Source organism: Pantoea sp. E2023-21, from assembly GCF_051302795.1.
GTDB lineage: Bacteria > Pseudomonadota > Gammaproteobacteria > Enterobacterales > Enterobacteriaceae > Pantoea > Pantoea ludwigii_A.
The window spans coordinates 2,380,243-2,399,493 of the sequence record NZ_CP195344.1; the positions used below are offsets into that span (position 1 = coordinate 2,380,243).

The window sequence follows — 19,251 nt, forward strand, 5'->3', positions numbered from 1 at the left end:
ATTGATGCAACCTACATCGGCCAGATGTGATCAATAATCAGCTGTACCGAACGATTGCCGCGGTATTCATTGATATCCAGCTTGTAGGCCAGTTGCACCTGACGCACGCTGCTGTCTGGCCACAGCGTGGTATCCACGTTAAAGGCAATACCATCTAACAACGGGCCGCCGCCGAGCGGCTCGACCATCACTTTTAAATGGCGCTCGCCGACTAACCGCTGCTGCAGTAGTTTGAACTTACCGTCGAACACCGGTTCCGGGAACGCTTGTCCCCACGGACCGGCTTCACGCAGCATTTCCGCGGTGTGCAGCGTAAACTCTTGCGCGTGCAGTTCGCCGTCCGACCAAATCACGCCCTGCAATGCTTCGCCATCCAGCCACTCATCTATTAATGCGGCAAAACGCTCACGGAATTCGTCGTACTTCGCGGTTTCCAGTGACAAACCGGCCGCCATGGCGTGGCCACCAAATTTGATCATTAAACCCGGGAACAGGGTGTCGAGACGCTCCAGCGCATCGCGCAGGTGCAAACCGGCAATCGAACGGCCAGAACCTTTCAGCACGCCGTCTCCGGCGGGAGCGAAGGCTATCACCGGACGATGAAAACGCTCTTTCAGCCGCGACGCCAGAATGCCGACCACGCCCTGATGCCACTCCGGATGGTAAAACGCCAGACCCAACGGCAAATCAGTGTGCTGACGCTCCAGTGCATCGCACAGCGCCAGCGCTTCACTCTTCATGCCTTGCTCAATCTCTTTGCGCGTCTGATTCAGCGCATCGAGCTCATTCGCCAGCATGCGCGCCTCGGAGATATCTTCGGTGAGCAGCAATGCCACGCCGACTGACATATCGTCCAGACGACCCGCGGCGTTAAGGCGCGGTCCTACGGCAAAACCAAGATCGCTGGCGGCAAGTTGACGCGCATCGCGGTTGGCGATCTCCAGCAGCGCGCGAATGCCGGCGCGGCATTTGCCGGCGCGGATACGGCTCAGACCTTGCCACACCAGAATACGGTTGTTGGCATCCAGCGGCACCACATCGGCGACCGTACCCAGCGCCACCAGATCCAGCAGTTCAGCCAGATTCGGCTCAATGCGCCCTTCGCCAAACCAGTTTTGCTGACGCAGATAGGCACGCAGCGCCAGCATCAGATAGAAGGCAACACCCACCCCCGCCAATGAGCGCGAAGGGAATTCGCTGTCGTTGAGGTTGGGGTTCACTATCGCTTCGGCAGCGGGCAGGGTTTCGCCCGGCAAATGGTGATCGGTGATGAGTACCGGAATACCATGCTGATGCGCGGTATCGACACCAGCATGTGATGAGATGCCATTATCGACGGTGAGAATCATCTCCGCGCCGCGTGCTTTGGCCTGATCAACCACTTCCGGACTCAGGCCGTAGCCATCTTCAAAACGGTTCGGTACCAGATAATCCACATTGCCGCCCAATCTGCGCAGTGCCAGCACGGTTAGGGCGGTGCTGGTGGCACCATCGGCATCGAAATCGCCCACCACCACAATGCGTTTGCCCGCGAGCAACATCTGGTGCAGCAGCGTAACGGCGGCGTCAATACCACCGAGCGTTTGCCACGGCAGCAGGTGTTTTGCCCCGCGCTCCAGTTCCAGCGCCTCTTTCACGCCACGTTGCAGATACAACCGGCGCAGCAAAGGGGGCAAATCAGCGGGTAAGCTGGCGTCGGTTTCGGCTTCGCGCCGACGCAATTCAACAGAATGCATCACTGTGCGTTAACCGCCGCGCTTCTGGCCATCGAGCACCTGCTTCAGCTCTTGCGGCCCTTGATAGCCAGGAATCATCATGCCGCTATCGGTAAGAATGGCGGGCGTGCCCTGAATGCCAAACAGGATGCCGAGTTTGTACTGCTGCTCGATATTGATTTTGCAGGTAGCCGGCGCATCCATTTGTGGCGCGTCGCCTTTCATCGCCGCATCAAACGCTTTGTTCCGATCGGCGCTACACCAGATGGCGCGCATGGCTTTTTCCACCTGGCCATTCAGACCTTCACGCGGGAAGGCCAGATAACGCACGGTGATACCCAGCGCGTTGTAGTCGGCCATCTGCTCATGCAGCTTGCGGCAGTAGCCGCAGGTGATGTCGGTGAACACGGTGATCACGTGCTGCTCTTTCGGCGCTTTGTAGACAATCATGTCAGGCGCCAGCGCGCTGACTTTTTTGTCCAGCAGTTGGTTGGTGACGTTGATTGGCTGCGTGCCGCTGACATCATACAGCGGGCCCTGAATCATATGCTTGCCATCTTCGGAAACATACAGCACACCGCTTTCAGTCAGCACCGTTTTGATACCCGGCAGTGGTGACGGTTGGATTTCAGCCTGCTGCAATCCCAGTTTTTTCAGCGTTTGCTGAATGGCGTTGTCATCGGCATGCGCCAAGCCAGTGAATGCACTGACCAGCAGAGCCAGCATCGTTAGCTGCTTTTTCATCTTAAATCCTTGTTACCGCATCTCAAGCGCGCGGATGATGCTGTTGATGTAACAGACGCAGACGCTCAGTGGCGACATGCGTATAAATTTGGGTAGTCGAGAGGTCGCTGTGGCCCAGCAACATTTGTACGACGCGCAAATCGGCGCCGTGGTTCAGTAAATGTGTGGCAAATGCGTGGCGCAGCACGTGCGGCGACAGCTTTTCGCTATCGATTCCGGCAAGGGTCGCATAGTGCTTGATGCGATGCCAGAAGGTCTGGCGCGTCATTTGTTGCGCGCGCTGGCTGGGAAACATCACGTCCAGCGTTTGCCCGTTGAGCAGCCACGGCCGACCATGTTCCATATAGTATTCAATCCAGTAAACCGCTTCTTCACCTAACGGCACGAGGCGCTCTTTGTTGCCTTTACCGATCACGCGTACCACGCCCTGACGCAGGCTGATATCGCTGATGGTCAAACCTACCAGCTCCGTTACGCGTAATCCGGTGGCGTACAGCAACTCCAGCATCGCCTTGTCGCGCAGTTCGAGCGGCACATCAATGCTCGGTGCCTGCAGCAAGCGTTCGACCTGATTTTCGCTGAGATCTTTCGGCAGACGCTGCGGCAGTTTGGGGGCTGAGAGCAGCGCGCTGGGATCGTCGCTGCGCACTTTTTCCCGATAGAGATATTGGCACAAGCGGCGGATAGCGCTGAGGGTACGCGCTGAGCTGGTAGCTTTATAGCCACCCTCGACGCGCTCGGCGAGAAATTGCTGCAAATCAAGCGCTTCCAGCGTCAATAGCGTGCGATCGTGGTGATGCAGCCAGCCGGTGAGCGTTTGCAGATCCTGCCGGTAAGAGGCGAGCGTGTTCTGCGCCAGATTACGCTCAATCCAAAGCGCATCCAGAAACTGTTCGATCAGATCGCTGTCCTGCACTGTTCTCTCCGCCCGTGTGAAATCGTGCTCATTATGCCTGAAAGTAGCCTGCTTCTGGTACAATTGCGCCCGAGTCAGTTCTAGTCAGAGCATTAATTGCATGAATATCGGATTGTTTTACGGGTCCAGCACCTGTTACACGGAGATGACCGCGGAGAAAATTCGCGACTTTATCGGTGAAGAATTAGTCACGCTGCACAATTTGAAAGATGACGATCCCTCGCTGATGGAGCAGTACGATTTACTGATCCTCGGCATCCCGACATGGGATTTCGGTGAGTTGCAGGAAGATTGGGAAGCGATTTGGCCGCAGATACCGGCGCTGAATTTGCGCGGAAAAATCGTGGCGCTGTACGGCATGGGCGACCAGGGTGAATACGCCGAATGGTTTCTCGATGCACTCGGCATGCTGCACGATCTGTTGCAGCCGATGGGCGTGCAGTTTGTGGGTTACTGGCCGCTGGAAGGCTATGAGTTCACCAGCAAAAAACCGCTAACCGCCGATGGCACGCAGTTTGTCGGCCTGGCGCTCGACGATGTCAACCAGTTCGAACTGAGCGATGAGCGCGTCGAACAGTGGTGCGAACAGATTCTGACGGAAACCGCAGCGCTGCTTTAAGGCGGCGTGTGCCCATTTTGCAGAAAACAGCAGGCGCGTAACGTGCGCCATTCACCGGACGGCAGGTTGTCATGCATTAACCACAGCCGCCAGCGTTCACCCTGCTGATTACGCAGCACCAATAAGACGCCGCACGGCAACCAATCTGCCTTGCGTTCTGCTCGCCAGCGCGAACCGCGCCACAGCCAATTGCCCTTCACGTCCAGCGCCAGACAACCTACGCGCTGCACCAGGCGGCGCTCGTTGCGCCAGCATTCCGCCAGCAGCAGCAATAATACCGGCGCTTTGCCCCACGCCCACGCGTCAGGCCAATCCAGCACCAGCAGTAAACCGCCGCACAGCAGAGATAGCGTCACATTCAGTGCGCGCGCACTGCGTGACGCCCGCAGATCACATTGCCACCGGACCGCGTTCACGGTTGCGCTGCTGAATCAGTTTCACCATGCGTTTGAACTCGGGATCGACCGGTTCGCCGTGATTCATCAACCAGTTGAACAGGTCAGGATCGTCACTCTTTAACAGCGCGATAAATACCTGCTTATCGGTCTCGGTCAGTGAATCATATTCGTATTTGAAAAACGGCATAATAGCGATATCCAGCTCCAGCATGCCGCGACGGCATGCCCATTGGACGCGGGCTTTGTCATTAATTTCCATGTCTCTGGTTCCATGACTAAAACAGTGGTGCTCAGTGTACCTGCTTTTTTTCTCGCTGCAGGCGCTGTGCTTATCACTGTGCCGCGCCTCGGCGTTACATCCCTCAATTTGCACTGGGTATCACGCGATTTGTGCGCCCGATTCAGTAAACAGGTTGCAAAGCCGCCCTGCTCTTTTACCATTGGCAGCTGGATACCTTTATTAATCAGGAAAGACCTATGTCGATTTTTACCCTTCCACCTCGCCAGCCCGCTGCATCGTCACGCCTGCCATTAACCCTGATGTCGCTCGATGAATGGGCGCTGGTGAAGGTGCAGGGCAATGACAGCACGTCTTATCTGCAAGGTCAGCTGACGCTGGATGTCGCGGCCATGAGCGAGACGCAACATCGTCCTGCCGCGCACTGCGATGCTAAGGGCAAAATGTGGAGCAACATTCGCCTGTTCCATCGCCCTGAAGGTTACGCTTACGTGGTGCGTCGCAACCTGCGTGAGCAGCAGCTGACCGAACTGAAGAAGTACGCGGTGTTCGCTAAAGTCACCATCGTCGCTGACGATGAAGCGGTGCTGCTGGGCGTCGCCGGTTTTCAGGCGCGCGCCGCGCTGGCGGGCGTGTTCAGCACGCTTCCGGATGCCGAAACGCCGGTGGTACAGCAAGATGAAAGCACGCTTCTTTGGTTTGCAGCGCCCGCCGAGCGTTTCCTGTTAGTGACTACGCTTGAGCAGGCGAATGCATTGAAAGAAAAGCTGGCGGGTGAAGCGCAGTTCAATGATAGCCTGCAATGGCTGGCACTGGATATCGAAGCGGGCATTCCGGTGATTGAGAGCACCACCAGCGCGCAACTGATTCCACAAGCGACTAACCTGCAGGCGCTGGATGCCATCAGCTTTAAAAAAGGCTGCTATACCGGGCAGGAGATGGTGGCGCGCGCTAAATTCCGCGGCGCGAACAAACGCGCGCTGTATTGGCTGGCGGGTAAAGCCAGTAAAGTTCCGGACGTTGGCGGTTCACTGGAGCTGCAGATGGGCGACAAATGGCGCCGCACCGGTACGGTACTGAGCGGCGTGCAGTTGGATGATGGCAGCGTTTGGGTACAAGTCGTGATGAACAACGATTTAGAGCCGGAAAGCGTTTTGCGCGTGGAAGGCGACGAAAGTGGCAAGTTGACCATTCAGCCGCTGCCGTATTCATTAGCAGATTGATTGAAGCTGTTCCAGGTGCGCATCAAGGCGCACCCTCCGAAATCCACGCGGTTCTGTTGTAGGGTCGCCATACATGGCGACCTGGCCGCAAGTTACATCACATAAAAATAGATCGCACAAAAGTGCAGCACGCTGCCGCCGAGCACAAAGCCATGCCAGATAGCGTGACTATAAGGAATGCGGCGCGAGACGTAGAAAATCACCCCCAGCGAATAGACAATCCCACCAGCTGCCAGCAACCAAATCCCGCCCGGTGACAGTTTGATCGCCAGTTGATAAATGACCACCAATGATAACCAACCCATACCGAGGTAGGTCACCAACGACAGCGCTTCAAAGCGGTGGGCAAAGGCGATTTTGAACAAAATACCCAACAGCGCCAGACTCCAGATCACCACCATCAAGCCCTGTGCCAGCGGTGAATTTAGCCCCACCAGTAAAAATGGCGTATAGGTACCGGCGATCAGCACATAGATGGCGCAATGGTCGAATTTCTTCAGCCAGTATTTGGCTTTCTGATGCGGAATGGCATGATACAGCGTGGAGGCAAGATACAGCAAAATGATGCTGCCGCCGTATAAGCTGTAACTGGTAATTGCGGTAAGGTTAGCTTGAGATTCAACGGCTTGTGTCAACATTAACACCAAGCCGATGATGCCAAAAATGCAGCCGATTCCATGGCTGATACTATTGGCGATCTCTTCTGCCAATGAATAGCCCTGGTTAATCATTCGGGTCTGTACCATGAGGGGAGATTCCTGAACAACGGAAAAAGCGAGTGTGCTATTTCTGAGCAACCAGAGTAACGAAGATAAATTTCAGAGTACACATGTACGCTAAAATAATTCTGTGAAGGTGTGTGACAGCCAGGCGCTAAAGCAATCTGTTAAACTACACGCTCATTTTCTAGCTGAGCGCCGCCCGCATGTTTTCACACCGCGATCTATCCCGCCTGAATGACCTTGAGATGCAGGTTTATCACTTCATCATCAAACACCGGGAAAGTGTCAGTTATATGACGATTCGCGAGCTGGCCGCGCAGGCTGGCGTTTCAACCACCACCGTGCTGCGTTTTTGTCGCAAACTACAGTGCGACGGCTGGTCTGAGTTTCGCATCCGTTTTCGCCTGGCGCAGGAGCAAACCGTACCGGTGGTAATGCCTTCCGGCGTCGGCGACATGCTCAGCTTCTTTAAAAGTATTCACAACGACGAGTTTGATCAGCAGATTGCTCAGGCTGCGCAGATGATTACACAGGCTGAACATATTTTCTTTATTGGTGCCGGTACCTCAGGCAGTCTGGGGAAATATGGTGCGCGTTTCTTTTCCAATATTGGTAAATTTAGCCTTCACATCGACGATCCTTATTATCCAGTGAGCGCTAGCGCCTACGAAAATGCGCTGGCGATTATTTTGTCAGTATCCGGTGAGACTGAAGAGATCCTGCGCTTTGCCAGCCAGTTCAGTCTGCATCACTGCAAAATCATCTCGATTACCAACAACGAAAGCTGTTCACTGGCGAAAATGGCCGATTTCAATCTCTCTTATCATATGCCGCAAATTAAGCTGGGTGACCGCCTGGATATCACCACACAAGTGCCTGTGATGTATATTTTGGAAACACTGGGCCGCGCTATTTCCCGCTTTATTTCACTTTAAAAACACCCTGTTTTCTCGCCGTGACAAGTCACATATTGCTCACGGTGTTATATCGTGACTTTACTAAGTCGCTTGTTACACTGCGGGCAATTTCAAATTTCGCAAACAGTGTAATGAGGTACGCCGATGAGTGAAGGATTGCAATTACCAAAAGGGTTTCTTTGGGGTGGCGCGGTGGCCGCGCATCAGGTAGAAGGCGGCTGGGATCAGGGCGGCAAAGGCGTAAGTATTGCCGATGTACTGACCGGCGGCGCGCACGGTGTTGAGCGCGTCATTACCGACGGCGTACAGCCCGATAAATTTTATCCTAACCATCAGGCAGTCGAGTTCTATTCGCATTACCAGCAAGATGTGGCGCTGTTTGCTGAAATGGGATTCAAATGCTTTCGTACCTCAATCGCCTGGACACGCATTTTCCCTAATGGCGACGAGCAGCAACCCAACGAAGCAGGCCTGCAATTCTACGATGATTTGTTTGATGAGCTGCTGAAATACGGCATCGAACCGGTTATTACGCTTTCCCACTTTGAAATGCCTTATCACCTGGTAAAAGAGTACGGCGGCTGGACCAACCGCAAAGTCGTGGATTTCTTTGTACGCTTCAGCGACGTGGTGATGACGCGCTATCAGCACAAAGTGAAATACTGGATGACCTTCAACGAGATCAATAACCAGCGCAACTGGCAATATCCGCTGTTCGGCTACTGCTGTTCTGGCGTGGTGTTTACCGAGCATGACAAGCCGGAACAGACAATGTATCAAGTGATGCATCACCAGTTCGTAGCCAGTGCCAAAGTGGTGAAGCGCGGTCATGAAATCAATCCTGATTTCCAGATTGGCTGCATGATTGCCATGGTGCCGGTCTATCCGTTCTCATGCCATCCGGATGATGTGATGCTAGCTCAGGAATCGATGCATCAGCGCTATGTGTTCAGCGATGTGCAGATGCGCGGCGCGTATCCGGCGTATACCCTGAAAGAGTGGGCGCGCAAGGGGTATCACATTGAGATGGAAGCGGACGATGCGGAGACGCTGCGTCAGGGCTGCTGTGATTACATCGGCTTTAGCTACTACATGAGCAACGCGGTGAACACCCAAGCCAGCGGCGTTGACGATCCAATTACTGGCTTTGAAGGCGTGGTGCCGAATCCGCATGTGAAGGCATCCGATTGGGGCTGGCAGATTGATCCGGTTGGCCTGCGTTATGTGCTGAACTCGCTGTATGAGCGTTACCAGAAACCGCTGTTTATTGTTGAGAACGGCTTCGGTGCAATTGATAAGCCAAATGCGCAAGGGGTGATCGAGGATGATTACCGCATCGATTATCTGCGCGCGCACATTGAAGAGATGAAGAAAGCGGTAGCGCTGGATGGCGTGGATTTGCTCGGCTATACGCCGTGGGGCTGCATAGATTGCGTGTCGTTCACCACCGGCCAATACAGTAAACGCTATGGCTTTATCCATGTGGATAAGCATGACGATGGCAGCGGCACCTTTGCCCGTTCGAAGAAGAAGAGTTTTGCCTGGTATCAGCAGGTGATCGCCAGCAACGGTGAAAAACTCTAAATCGCAATAACCTTCGCGGCGCGATTTATCATGCAATACATTGCGCCGCTACGCATTGCAGTCGCTTTAAAGCTTATTACCGTCCGCCAGCGGCATCAATAAAGGTACCGGTCACGTAAGACGCGGCATCGCTCGCCAGCCAGACAATCGCTTCAGCAATCTCTTCAGCCTGACCGCCACGTCCCATTGGCAACATGCTCGCCAGACGATCGACTCTGCCTGGTTCGCCGCCATCGGCGTGCATTTCAGTGTAAATAAGGCCAGGCCGCACGCTGTTAACGCGAATGCCTTGCGCCGCCACTTCCAGCGACAAACCTTTGGTCAGCGTATCCATTGCCCCTTTCGAGGCGGCGTAATCTACATATTCACCCGGCGCACCGAGACGCGATGCGGCGGATGACACATTGACGATAGCACCGCCTGTGCCACCACGATGTGTGCCCATACGTTTAACCGCCTCGCGGCAGCAGATGAACGTGCCGGTGACATTGGTAGCAAACACACGCTGAATACGTTCGGCATCCAACTCTTCAACGCGGCATTGGGTAAACAAAATGCCGGCGTTATTCACCAGCACACGCAGTACGCCCTCTTGCTGATCTAACTGGGCAAACATACCCATAACCTGCGCCTCATCGGCAATATCGGCCTGCAGCGCAAAGGCACTACCGCCCTGCGCTATAATTTCCGCCACCACGCTGGCTGCTTCGGCTTCACGCTGGCGGAAGTTTATCGCCACGCGATAACCCGCCTGTGCCAGCAATAACGCGGTTGCACGTCCAATTCCGCGGCTGCCGCCGGTAACCAAAGCCAGATCCATTTTGCCTCCAAAAACAAAAGGGCCGAATGCTCGGCCCTTAGGATGTTGTCAGTTATCAGAGTTTAGCCTGATTATTGGTATTCGCTCATCGGAACGCAGCTGCAGAACACGTTGCGGTCGCCGAAGACATCATCAAGACGTTTGACCGTCGGCCAGTATTTGTTGGCGCTGCCTGCCGGGAACACCGCCAGTTCGCGGGTATACGGATGCGCCCAGTCACCGACGATTTCTGTCTGCGTGTGCGGTGCGTTCACCAGAGGGTTATCTTCCAGCGGCCACTCACCATCGGCAACTCGGTCGATTTCCATGCGGATGGCCAGCATCGCATCAATAAAGCGATCCAACTCGATTTTGCTTTCCGATTCCGTTGGTTCCACCATCAGCGTGCCCGCGACCGGGAATGACATAGTGGGTGCGTGGAACCCGTAATCGATCAGACGTTTGGCGATATCCAGTTCACTGATGCCGGTTTGCTCTTTCAGCGGACGGATGTCGAGAATACATTCGTGCGCAACACGGCCATCGCGACCCGCATACAGAATCGGATAGGCGGATTGCAGACGGCTGGCGATGTAGTTGGCATTCAGAATTGCCACCGAACTCGCCTGCTTCAGGCCTTCCGCGCCCATCATGCGGATATACATCCAGCTGATTGGCAGAATCGATGCGCTACCGAACGGTGCGGCAGAAACCGCGCCTTGCTGTGTCAGCACGCCATCAATTTGCACCACACTGTGACCTGGCACGAACGGCGCCAGATGCGCTTTCACGCCGATTGGGCCCATACCCGGACCGCCGCCGCCGTGCGGGATGCAGAAGGTTTTATGCAGGTTGAGGTGCGATACGTCCGCGCCGATGTAGCCTGGCGTGGTGATACCGACCTGTGCGTTCATGTTGGCGCCGTCGAGATACACCTGACCGCCATGCTGATGCACGATCTGGCACACTTCGCGGATGGTTTCTTCGTAAACGCCGTGCGTCGATGGATAGGTCACCATGATGCACGACAGCTGCTCACCCACCTGCGCGGCTTTCTCACGCAGATCGCCAAGATCGATATTGCCTTGTTTATCACAGGCCACAACGACAACTGACATACCCGCCATCTGCGCTGACGCCGGGTTGGTGCCGTGTGCTGAGCTTGGGATCAGGCAGACATTACGGCCGCCTTCGTTGCGGCTTTCATGGTAGCGACGAATCGCCAACAGACCGGCGTATTCGCCCTGTGCGCCCGAGTTCGGCTGCATGCACAGCGCATCATAGCCGGTCAGTTGCACCAGCCATTGCGAAAGCTGGCCAATCATCTGCAGGTAGCCAGACGCCTGCTCAGCCGGGCAGAATGGATGCAGTTCGGCGAATTCCGGCCAGGTAATCGGAATCATTTCCGCCGCCGCGTTGAGTTTCATGGTGCACGAACCGAGTGGGATCATCGCCTGGTTCAGCGCCAGATCTTTTTTCTCCAGGCTGTGCATGTAGCGCATCATCTCGGTTTCGCTGTGATGACGGTTGAACACCGGATGCGTCAGGAAAGCGCTCTCACGCACCTGACCGGCCGGAATTGCACTGTTTTCCGCAGCTACGGCTGCATCCAGCGCATCAATGTCCTGGCCGTGTGCATCGCCCAGCAGAATCGCGAACAGCGCCAGCACATCTTCACGTGCCGTGGTTTCATCCAGCGTTATGCCAACGGCATTATGGATATCGCTGCGCAGGTTGACGCCAAAGCTCTGCGCACGGTTCAGCACCGCCGCTTTATCGCTCACTTCAACCGTCAGCGTATCGAACCAGCTGTTGTGGCGCAGCTTCAGGCCGCCATTTTGCAGGCCCGCGGCCAGAATGCTGGTCAGACGATGAATACGTGATGCAATGCGTTTCAGACCAACCGGACCGTGATACACCGCATAGAGACCAGCGATATTCGCCAGCAGCACCTGCGAGGTACAGATGTTGGAGTTGGCCTTCTCACGACGGATATGTTGCTCGCGGGTTTGCATCGCCATGCGTAGCGCGGTATTACCGGCCGCATCGCGTGATACACCAATGATGCGGCCTGGCATCGAGCGTTTATGTTCATCGCGGCTAGCGAAGAAAGCAGCATGTGGTCCGCCGTAGCCCATTGGCACGCCGAAACGCTGGGCAGAACCGAAGACGATATCTGCGCCCTGCTTGCCTGGCGCCTCTAACTGCACCAGCGCCATAAAATCAGCTGCCACACTCACCACCACTTTGCGGCTTTTCAACTCGGCGATCAGTGAGCGGTAATCATGTACTTCGCCGTGGGTGCCAACCTGTTGCAGTAACACACCGAACAGATCGTCGTGATCCAGCGCCTTGTCAGCGCTATCAATAATCAGTTCAAACCCAAAGGTTTCTGCGCGGGTGCGCACCACATCCAGCGTCTGAGGGTGGATGTCATTGGCGATGAAGAATTTAGTGGCGGTTTTGAGCTTGCTGACACGTTTGGCCATTGCCATCGCTTCAGCCGCCGCGGTTGCTTCGTCCAGCAGTGACGCAGATGCAATGTCCAGACCAGTAAGGTCCAGCGTCAGGGTTTGAAAGTTCAACAACGCCTCAAGACGTCCCTGCGACACTTCCGGCTGATACGGCGTATAAGCGGTGTACCAGCCTGGATTTTCCAGCATATTGCGCAGGATGACCGGCGGTGTAATCACCGCGCTGTAGCCCATGCCGATCCAGGATTTGTAGCGTTGGTTCTGACTGGCAATGGCTTTCAGCTCTGCCAGCGCTTGCTGCTCGGTCGCGGCGTCGCCCACTGCAGGCGGGCCTGGCAGTTGGATGTCGGCAGGCACGATAGAACTGATCAATGAGGAGAGCGAACGGGCACCGATCGCTTCCAGCATTAAGGCCTGTTGTTCCGGCGTAGGACCGATGTGGCGCTCAATAAAAGCACCGTTGTGTTCAAGCTGGCTGAGAGTCTGGGTCATTTGCAGTAAATCCTGAATCGGGCTGGGTTACAAAAATGGCGTTAAATCAGGCAGATAAAAAAGAAGGCGGCGCAGCGCGCCACCTTCTGCAACTACCGGTTACTCGTCGATCGCGGCTTTGTAGGCATCCGCATCCAGCATGGCGTCGAGTTCTGACTCGTCACTGGCCTTGATGCGGAACAGCCAACCATCGGCGTACGGCGCGCTGTTGACTAACTCTGGTGAATCACCCAGCTGGTCATTTACGGCAACAATTTCACCGCTCAGCGGCGCATAGATGTCAGACGCGGCTTTCACCGACTCTGCAACAGCGCAGTCATCACCGGCAGCGAAAGTCGCCCCAACGTCTGGCAGGTCGACAAACACCATATCGCCCAGCAGTTCCTGTGCGTGTTCAGTGATACCTACAGTGAAGGTGCCGTCGGCTTCTTTACGGACCCACTCGTGGCTATCGCGGTATTTCAATTCACTTGGCACATTGCTCATTGGCCATTTCTCCTGAAAAAATTACTGGGCGACCGGCTTACCGGCGCGAACAAAAATCGGTTTAGTCACTTTCACGGGCATTTCACGGTTGCGGATTTCCACAATCGCCTGTTCACCCACTCCGGCTGGCACTCGCGCCAGCGCGATGCTGTAACCCAGCGTCGGTGAGAAGGATCCACTGGTAATGATACCTTGCTGCGGTTGACCTTGTTCATCGGTGAAACGCACAGTCAAACCGTTACGTAACACCCCTTTTTCGGTCATCACCAGACCAACCAACTTCTCGGTGCCTTTTTCGCGCTGTGCTTGCAGCGCGTCACGGCCGATGAAATCACGGTCGGAAGGTTCCCAGCTGATAGTCCAGCCCATGTTGGCGGCCAGCGGCGAAACGCCTTCATCCATCTCCTGACCATACAGGTTCATGCCCGCTTCCAGGCGCAGCGTGTCACGTGCCCCCAGACCCGCCGGTTTAACACCTGCGGCCAACAGTTGCTGCCAGAAAGCCGCGGCTTCCGTGGCAGGCATGGCAATCTCGTAGCCCGCTTCGCCGGTATAGCCGGTGGTCGCGATGAACAGATTTTCCGCCTGTACGCCAAAGAACGGCTTCATGCCAGCAACGGCGTCACGCTGAGCGGCACTGAACAGCGTTTGCGCTTTTTGCTGCGCGTTCGGGCCCTGCACCGCAATTAGCGCCAAATCGTCACGCTCAATTAGCTCCACGCCGAACGGCTGTGCATGCTGTTTGATCCACGCCAAATCTTTCTCACGCGTGGCGGAGTTGACCACCAGACGGAAGAAATCTTCGCTCATAAAGTAAACAATCAAATCATCAATGACGCCAGCGGAGGCATTTAACATGCCGGTGTAGAGGGCTTTGCCTGGCTGGGTTAGCTTGGCGACATCATTGGCCAGCAAGTAGCGCAGGAATTCGCGGGTACGCGCACCGCGCAGATCGACAATGGTCATGTGGGAAACATCAAACATGCCGGCATCGTTACGCACCGCGTGATGCTCATCCATTTGCGAGCCGTAATGCAGCGGCATCATCCAACCGTGGAAGTCCACCATGCGCGCACCGCTTGCCTGATGCTGTTCGAATAGAGGCGTTTGCTGAGTCATAACCATCCTGTGAATACAAGTGAGTGTGACGCGCCTGCGTCGCCTTAACAGGCGGACGCAAACGTTCTCTTTATGCTGAAGTTATCACCTAATGCGGCAATTAACCATGAGGAAAACGAGGGTGAAACACTACCACCTTTCAACGAACCACCGAACAGCCACCAGCATAAATCACTGCATTATTGTGATTAGCCTCGCACAAAATACGACTAAATTACTTTCATGCAGCAAAATGAGGGAATAGACGCCACAGGATTAAGAAATGGTCCGGCATTCACATTGCCAAGACATGAATTAATCTAATGCGAATTAAGGGGTGAAATTAGAATAAATCAAACGAGGCGCGATTGCGGTGCAGCGCTGCATCATTGCGGTGCAGCAAAGAAAAACGGCGCCCATTTGGGCGCCGTTGGCAGATGTGATTAGCGTATCCAGCGGGGTAGATCGTTTAACCCCATCGCCTGTTTCAGCATCAACGGTTTGACGCCCGGTAGAGTATCGGCGAGCTTGAGGCCAACATCACGCAGCAGCTTTTTCGCTGGATGGGTGCCGGCAAACAGCTCACGGAAACCCTGCATCCCCGCCAGCATCATCGCCGCGCTATGCTTGCGGCTGCGTTCATAGCGACGCAGATAAAGGTGCTGACCAATGTCTTTACCTTCCTGATGAAGTCGGCGAATTTCACCTATCAGTTCAGCCGCGTCCATAAAGCCCAGATTCACGCCTTGTCCGGCCAGCGGATGTATGGTGTGGGCGGCATCGCCGACCAGCGCCAAACGGTGCGCAGCAAAGTTGCGCGCATAACGCGCCGTCAGCGGGAAGGTTTTACGTTCGCTCTCGACCTGACACAGACCAAGACGCATATCAAACGCTACCGATAGCTGCTGATTAAACAGCGCTTCCGGCATCGATTGCACGCGCGCCGCTTCCTGCGGCGAGAGCGACCAGACGATTGAGCATAAGTGAGGATCCTGCATCGGCAGGAAGGCCAGAATACCGTCGCCGTGGAATACCTGACGCGCAATGGCATCATGCGGCATATCGGTGCGGATGTTCGCCACCAACGCGTGATGCTCGTAATCCCAGAAAGTCAGTGGAATATCGGCTTTATCGCGCAGCCACGAATTCGCGCCGTCGGCAGCAACCAGTAAACGCGCGCTCATCATGCTGCCATCTTGTAGCGTAATGAAGGCTTCGTTGTCGCCAAATGCCACTTGCTGCAACTGCGCCGGGGCAAACAGCGCGATATCGCTGCTCTGGCTGGCGCGCTGCCACAACGCGCTATGAATTACCTCGTTTTCAATAATATGGCCAAGATGCGACAAACCCTGCTGCTCATCATCAAAGCTAATAGAACCGAAGCTGTCCTGATCCCACACTTCCATGCCGTGATAAGCGCTGGCCCGCAGAGCCAGAATGCTCGACCAGACATCAAGCTTTTGTAGCAGGCGTTCACTGGCAGCGTTGATGGCGGAGACGCGAATCGACGCATTTGCCGCCGGATCAAACTGTGGCTCGGGTGCTTTTTCCAGCACGGCAACGCGTAAGCCGCTGCCTTGTAGTCCGCAGGCGACGGCCAACCCTACCATGCCGCCTCCGGCAATTGCCACATCAAAAGTTTGCATTGCTGCCCCTTAATTCGTGCTTAACGCTTAACCCAGCCGAGCGTGCGCGCGGCAAGTGGATTTCGTAGCCAAGGCAGATGGTCCATCGCCACCAGCCCAAGATTCCGTCCTGCTACCAACGGCGCATAGCGGTTAGCAAACAGTCGGACTAAACCGTCGGTGACGCCAATGGTGGCGGCACGATCGGGCTGACGTCGCGCGGCAAAGTGCTGCAATACCGCGAAACTGCCGGGATCCTGCTGCTGACGATGTGCGCCCGCCAGCGTTTCTGCCAATGACATCACGTCGCGCAGACCAAGGTTGAAGCCTTGTCCAGCAATCGGATGCAGCGTTTGTGCCGCATTGCCGACCAGCGTCAGACGATGCGTCACCTGACGTTCGGCGGTTTGCAGCGCCAGCGGATAAAGCTCGCGCTGACCGGTGTGCGTAAAACGCCCCAGACGCCAGCCAAATGCACGCTGTAATTCCTGCAGGAAGGTCGCATCGTCCCACTGCTTAATCATTGTTTGCGCGTCAAGCGGATGGCACCACACCAGCGACATGCGATTGCCAGACATTGGCAACAGCGCTAGCGGGCCGTGCTCGGTAAAACGCTCGAAGGCGCGGCCCTGATGTGGCAGCTGCGTCGACACATTGGCGATAACCGCCAACTGCTGATAATCGTCGCGCTGCCAGGTGATACCGCATGACGCGCCCAAAGGTGAACGCGCACCATCAGCGGCCACCAGCAATGCCGCCTGCAACTGTTCGCCGCTGTTTAGCGTAACGTGCACCTGATCCGCCGTGCGCGACACCGAGGTCACATAGTCCGGGCAGCGCACAGTGATACCCGGCGCCTGTTGTAAGCGCTGAAACAACCGCTGACCGACATCAAAAAGTTCGACCACCTGACCCAGCGCGGGCACCTGATGTTCTTCCGCTTTCAGCGAGACGAAACCGGTATGACCGCGATCGGAAACGTGAATATCGGTGATGGGCGTGGCACAGTCTGCCAGTGAGCGCCACAGGTCGATATCCGCTAACTGCTGACACGTGCCTGCCGCCAGGGCAATCGCGCGTCCGTCGAAACCGGGATGCGCGCGGCTGTCGGGCTGAATCCGCTCAATCAACGTCACCGGCAGCTGGCCTTGCGTCAAGTGTGAAATCGCCAGTGCCAGAGTCGCACCGGTCATGCCGCCGCCAGCAATCACAATACTCATGCGTGACGTGCCGCCGCCATTAGCGCTTCGATCGCGTCGGCATCTTTCACCACGCTGTCGGTGAGATTCTCATTGCCGTTTACGGTGATGACAATGTCATCTTCAATACGAATACCAATGCCACGATATTGCGGCGGTACTTTAGCATCTGGCGCGATATACAAGCCAGGCTCAACGGTCAGCACCATGCCCGGCTCAAGGATACGGTCGCGGCTCGGTGTGCCGTAATGACCGACATCATGGACATCCAGCCCCAGCCAGTGGCTCAAACCGTGCATAAAGAACGGACGGTGTGCCTGCTCTTCAAACAGCGTGTCGATGTTGCCATCGAGAATGCCGAGATCAACCAGGCCGGTAATCATGATGCGCACCACTTCGTCATTGACGTCATGGATGCTGATTCCCGGACGGAACATCGACAACGCTTTGTACAGTGATGCCAACACGATGTCGTAGATAGCGCGCTGCGGCTCGCTGAATTTACCGTTGACCGGGAAGGTGCGGGTGATATCGCCCGCGTAGCCGTGGAATTCACAGCCAGCGTCAATCAGCACGAGATCGCCATCGCGCATTTCACATTCGTTTTCGGTGTAGTGCAGAATGCAGCCGTTTTCGCCAGCACCGACAATGGTGTTGTAAGACGGGAAGCGCGCGCCGTGGCGATTAAATTCGTGATGAATTTCGCCTTCCAGCTGATATTCGAACATGCCCGGACGACAGGCTTGCATCGCTCGCGTGTGCGCCAGCGCGCTAATTTTGCCGGCGCGGCGCAGAATCTCAATCTCTTCCGCGCTTTTGAACAGGCGCATGTCATGCACCCATGGACGCCAGTCGGTGACCGTATCTGGAGCGCTGAGATTTTGACGGAAGCCGCGGCGCAGCTTTTCCAGCGCACTAAACACTTGCTGATCCGCTTCTGCATATTCGCCCTGCGCATGATAAACAATATCCAGGCCGTTAAGCAGTTGATGCAATTGCTCACCCATGTCATCCCACGGTAAAGCACGATCAACACCCAGTTTCGCTGGTGCGGCATCCTGCCCAAGTCGGCGACCAAACCAGATTTCAGCGGTCAGGTCACGTACGCGATTGAACAGCACGCTGTGGTTATGCTTGTCATCGCTTTTGATTAAAACCAGCAGCGCCTGCGGTTCGTTAAAACCGGTGAAGTACCAGAAATCGCTGTTTTGCCGAAAGTTATACTCGGTATCGTTGCTGCGCGTCACTTCAGGTGCAGCAAATATCAAAGCGGCACTGCCTGGCGCCATGCGGGCAATCAGCGCCTGACGACGTTGCTGGAACGTGTCCAGAGTAATCATGTTTGCACTCCCTGTTGAAGACGGGCCACAACGTACCCGCATTGACGCACTTAGTGTAACGTAGGTTTCTGTACTTCAGGTGCCGTTGGCTGATGCTGACGCGTAAAGGTGTCATGGCACAGCAGAGCGGCAACACGCACGTACTCGATCACCTCTTCCAGCGACTGTTCCAGCTCTTCCTGGTCTTCATCTTCGTCATAGCCGAGTTGTGCGATGGTGCGCAGATCGTCAATCGCTTCACCCGTTTCACCGGTTACTTTTTCCAGCTTAGGCTGCGTCACGCCTAAACCGAGCAGAAAATGGTTTACCCAGCCAGCCAGCGCATCCGCGCGATCGAATACCGTGATGTCATCATCTTCCGGCAACATCAGCTGGAACATAAAGCCTTCGTCTTCCAGCGTGGTGGCGAGGCTTTCATGCAGCGCCTGCAACGGCTGCGACAGACTTTGCGAAAACGCCATGCCTTCGTTGGTGAGATCGTGAACCATGGTTTTCCAGCTGGCATCCTGATTGCCGCCGCACAAAATCCCGGAAAGGAGTCCGTGCATTTCGGCTGGCGTCATGCCCACGCCCTGCTGAGAAAGGGCCGCGGCCAGCGCGTTGTAACTAGGCGTTGCGTTCTGTAAAGACATAAGCTTTGGTCGTCGTTGGCGGAATAAGTT

General features: G+C 55.5%; 18 protein-coding genes. 4 read left to right on the plus strand and 14 right to left on the minus strand.

What is annotated here, in order from left to right; all coding sequences use genetic code 11:
* Positions 1–11: 11 nt before the first annotated feature.
* From recJ to xerD, 3 genes are read right to left on the minus strand one after another with little or no spacing between them, the layout of a single operon-like run.
* A complete protein-coding gene (gene recJ, locus ACRQ84_RS11175; protein WP_483816080.1) occupies positions 12–1,736 on the minus strand; it encodes a single-stranded-DNA-specific exonuclease RecJ in 1,725 nt (574 codons plus the stop codon).
* 9 nt (positions 1,737–1,745) lie between these two features.
* Positions 1,746–2,459: a bifunctional protein-disulfide isomerase/oxidoreductase DsbC gene (dsbC, locus tag ACRQ84_RS11180; protein ID WP_064738092.1), complete on the minus strand. Its 714-nt coding sequence runs from the start codon at positions 2,457–2,459 to the stop codon at positions 1,746–1,748.
* A gap of 22 nt (positions 2,460–2,481) precedes the next feature.
* Positions 2,482–3,375 carry a site-specific tyrosine recombinase XerD gene (gene xerD / locus ACRQ84_RS11185; RefSeq protein ID WP_008108233.1) on the minus strand — a complete coding sequence of 298 codons (894 nt, stop codon included), beginning with the start codon at positions 3,373–3,375 and terminating at the stop codon, positions 2,482–2,484.
* A gap of 100 nt (positions 3,376–3,475) precedes the next feature.
* Here xerD and fldB point away from each other — a divergent pair, with 100 nt between their 5' ends.
* Positions 3,476–3,994, plus strand: coding sequence for a flavodoxin FldB (gene fldB / locus ACRQ84_RS11190; protein ID WP_483816081.1), 519 nt, complete (start codon positions 3,476–3,478; stop codon positions 3,992–3,994).
* On the opposite strand, the gene ACRQ84_RS11195 is transcribed toward fldB, so the two are convergent.
* Both ACRQ84_RS11195 and sdhE read right to left on the minus strand, forming a co-directional pair.
* Positions 3,991–4,410, minus strand: a complete 420-nt coding sequence (locus ACRQ84_RS11195; protein WP_064738095.1) for a protein YgfX — start codon at positions 4,408–4,410, stop codon at positions 3,991–3,993. The genes fldB and ACRQ84_RS11195 overlap by 4 nt on opposite strands.
* A complete protein-coding gene (sdhE, locus tag ACRQ84_RS11200; protein WP_064738096.1) occupies positions 4,385–4,651 on the minus strand; it encodes an FAD assembly factor SdhE in 267 nt (88 codons plus the stop codon). The genes ACRQ84_RS11195 and sdhE overlap by 26 nt, the downstream gene beginning before the upstream one ends.
* 218 nt (positions 4,652–4,869) lie before the next feature.
* Between sdhE and ygfZ the strand changes: the two genes are divergently transcribed.
* Positions 4,870–5,853, plus strand: coding sequence for a tRNA-modifying protein YgfZ (gene ygfZ / locus ACRQ84_RS11205; protein ID WP_483816082.1), 984 nt, complete (start codon positions 4,870–4,872; stop codon positions 5,851–5,853).
* A 92-nt stretch (positions 5,854–5,945) separates the two neighbouring features.
* On the opposite strand, the gene trhA is transcribed toward ygfZ, so the two are convergent.
* Positions 5,946–6,599, minus strand: a complete 654-nt coding sequence (gene trhA / locus ACRQ84_RS11210) for a PAQR family membrane homeostasis protein TrhA (protein WP_483816083.1) — start codon at positions 6,597–6,599, stop codon at positions 5,946–5,948.
* Between the two features lie 179 nt (positions 6,600–6,778).
* Here trhA and ACRQ84_RS11215 point away from each other — a divergent pair, with 179 nt between their 5' ends.
* The gene (locus ACRQ84_RS11215; protein WP_064738099.1) at positions 6,779–7,510 is read left to right on the plus strand and encodes a MurR/RpiR family transcriptional regulator; all 732 of its coding nucleotides are present in this window, start codon (positions 6,779–6,781) and stop codon (positions 7,508–7,510) included.
* Positions 7,511–7,636: 126 nt separating this feature from the next.
* Positions 7,637–9,076, plus strand: coding sequence for a 6-phospho-beta-glucosidase (locus tag ACRQ84_RS11220; RefSeq protein WP_064738100.1), 1,440 nt, complete (start codon positions 7,637–7,639; stop codon positions 9,074–9,076).
* 76 nt (positions 9,077–9,152) lie between these two features.
* Here the strand turns inward: ACRQ84_RS11220 and ACRQ84_RS11225 are convergent, their stop codons facing one another.
* From ACRQ84_RS11225 to ACRQ84_RS11260, 8 genes are all read right to left on the minus strand, one after another.
* On the minus strand, positions 9,153–9,896 hold the full coding sequence (locus ACRQ84_RS11225; RefSeq protein ID WP_064738101.1) for an SDR family oxidoreductase: 744 nt from the start codon (positions 9,894–9,896) through the stop codon (positions 9,153–9,155).
* A gap of 71 nt (positions 9,897–9,967) precedes the next feature.
* Positions 9,968–12,841 carry an aminomethyl-transferring glycine dehydrogenase gene (gene gcvP, locus ACRQ84_RS11230; protein ID WP_483816084.1) on the minus strand — a complete coding sequence of 958 codons (2,874 nt, stop codon included), beginning with the start codon at positions 12,839–12,841 and terminating at the stop codon, positions 9,968–9,970.
* 99 nt (positions 12,842–12,940) lie between these two features.
* Complete coding sequence (gene gcvH, locus ACRQ84_RS11235) at positions 12,941–13,327, minus strand: glycine cleavage system protein GcvH (RefSeq protein ID WP_064738103.1); 387 nt, start codon at positions 13,325–13,327, stop codon at positions 12,941–12,943.
* Between the two features lie 21 nt (positions 13,328–13,348).
* On the minus strand, positions 13,349–14,446 hold the full coding sequence (gene gcvT, locus ACRQ84_RS11240; protein WP_483816085.1) for a glycine cleavage system aminomethyltransferase GcvT: 1,098 nt from the start codon (positions 14,444–14,446) through the stop codon (positions 13,349–13,351).
* Positions 14,447–14,868: 422 nt separating this feature from the next.
* On the minus strand, positions 14,869–16,071 hold the full coding sequence (gene ubiI, locus ACRQ84_RS11245; RefSeq protein ID WP_483816086.1) for an FAD-dependent 2-octaprenylphenol hydroxylase: 1,203 nt from the start codon (positions 16,069–16,071) through the stop codon (positions 14,869–14,871).
* Positions 16,072–16,091: 20 nt separating this feature from the next.
* The gene (ubiH, locus tag ACRQ84_RS11250; RefSeq protein ID WP_483816087.1) at positions 16,092–17,270 is read right to left on the minus strand and encodes a 2-octaprenyl-6-methoxyphenyl hydroxylase; all 1,179 of its coding nucleotides are present in this window, start codon (positions 17,268–17,270) and stop codon (positions 16,092–16,094) included.
* Complete coding sequence (gene pepP / locus ACRQ84_RS11255; RefSeq protein WP_483816088.1) at positions 17,267–18,589, minus strand: Xaa-Pro aminopeptidase; 1,323 nt, start codon at positions 18,587–18,589, stop codon at positions 17,267–17,269. Before pepP ends, ubiH begins: the two co-directional genes overlap by 4 nt.
* A 50-nt stretch (positions 18,590–18,639) precedes the next feature.
* Positions 18,640–19,221 (minus strand): YecA/YgfB family protein, encoded by a 582-nt coding sequence (locus ACRQ84_RS11260; protein WP_064738108.1) that lies wholly within the window; start codon positions 19,219–19,221, stop codon positions 18,640–18,642.
* Positions 19,222–19,251 lie beyond the last annotated feature (30 nt).

What these genes read in the sequence shown, in the direction of transcription:
- recJ (WP_483816080.1), bottom strand. Translation starts at nt 1,736, where the DNA reads ATGCATTCTGTTGAATTGCGTCGGCGCGAAGCCGAAACCGACGCCAGC.
- dsbC (WP_064738092.1), bottom strand. Translation starts at nt 2,459, where the DNA reads ATGAAAAAGCAGCTAACGATGCTGGCTCTGCTGGTCAGTGCATTCACT.
- fldB (WP_483816081.1), top strand. Translation starts at nt 3,476, where the DNA reads ATGAATATCGGATTGTTTTACGGGTCCAGCACCTGTTACACGGAGATG.
- sdhE (WP_064738096.1), bottom strand. Translation starts at nt 4,651, where the DNA reads ATGGAAATTAATGACAAAGCCCGCGTCCAATGGGCATGCCGTCGCGGC.
- ygfZ (WP_483816082.1), top strand. Translation starts at nt 4,870, where the DNA reads ATGTCGATTTTTACCCTTCCACCTCGCCAGCCCGCTGCATCGTCACGC.
- trhA (WP_483816083.1), bottom strand. Translation starts at nt 6,599, where the DNA reads ATGGTACAGACCCGAATGATTAACCAGGGCTATTCATTGGCAGAAGAG.
- ACRQ84_RS11215 (WP_064738099.1), top strand. Translation starts at nt 6,779, where the DNA reads ATGTTTTCACACCGCGATCTATCCCGCCTGAATGACCTTGAGATGCAG.
- ACRQ84_RS11220 (WP_064738100.1), top strand. Translation starts at nt 7,637, where the DNA reads ATGAGTGAAGGATTGCAATTACCAAAAGGGTTTCTTTGGGGTGGCGCG.
- ACRQ84_RS11225 (WP_064738101.1), bottom strand. Translation starts at nt 9,896, where the DNA reads ATGGATCTGGCTTTGGTTACCGGCGGCAGCCGCGGAATTGGACGTGCA.
- gcvP (WP_483816084.1), bottom strand. Translation starts at nt 12,841, where the DNA reads ATGACCCAGACTCTCAGCCAGCTTGAACACAACGGTGCTTTTATTGAG.
- gcvH (WP_064738103.1), bottom strand. Translation starts at nt 13,327, where the DNA reads ATGAGCAATGTGCCAAGTGAATTGAAATACCGCGATAGCCACGAGTGG.
- gcvT (WP_483816085.1), bottom strand. Translation starts at nt 14,446, where the DNA reads ATGACTCAGCAAACGCCTCTATTCGAACAGCATCAGGCAAGCGGTGCG.
- ubiI (WP_483816086.1), bottom strand. Translation starts at nt 16,071, where the DNA reads ATGCAAACTTTTGATGTGGCAATTGCCGGAGGCGGCATGGTAGGGTTG.
- ubiH (WP_483816087.1), bottom strand. Translation starts at nt 17,270, where the DNA reads ATGAGTATTGTGATTGCTGGCGGCGGCATGACCGGTGCGACTCTGGCA.
- pepP (WP_483816088.1), bottom strand. Translation starts at nt 18,589, where the DNA reads ATGATTACTCTGGACACGTTCCAGCAACGTCGTCAGGCGCTGATTGCC.
- ACRQ84_RS11260 (WP_064738108.1), bottom strand. Translation starts at nt 19,221, where the DNA reads ATGTCTTTACAGAACGCAACGCCTAGTTACAACGCGCTGGCCGCGGCC.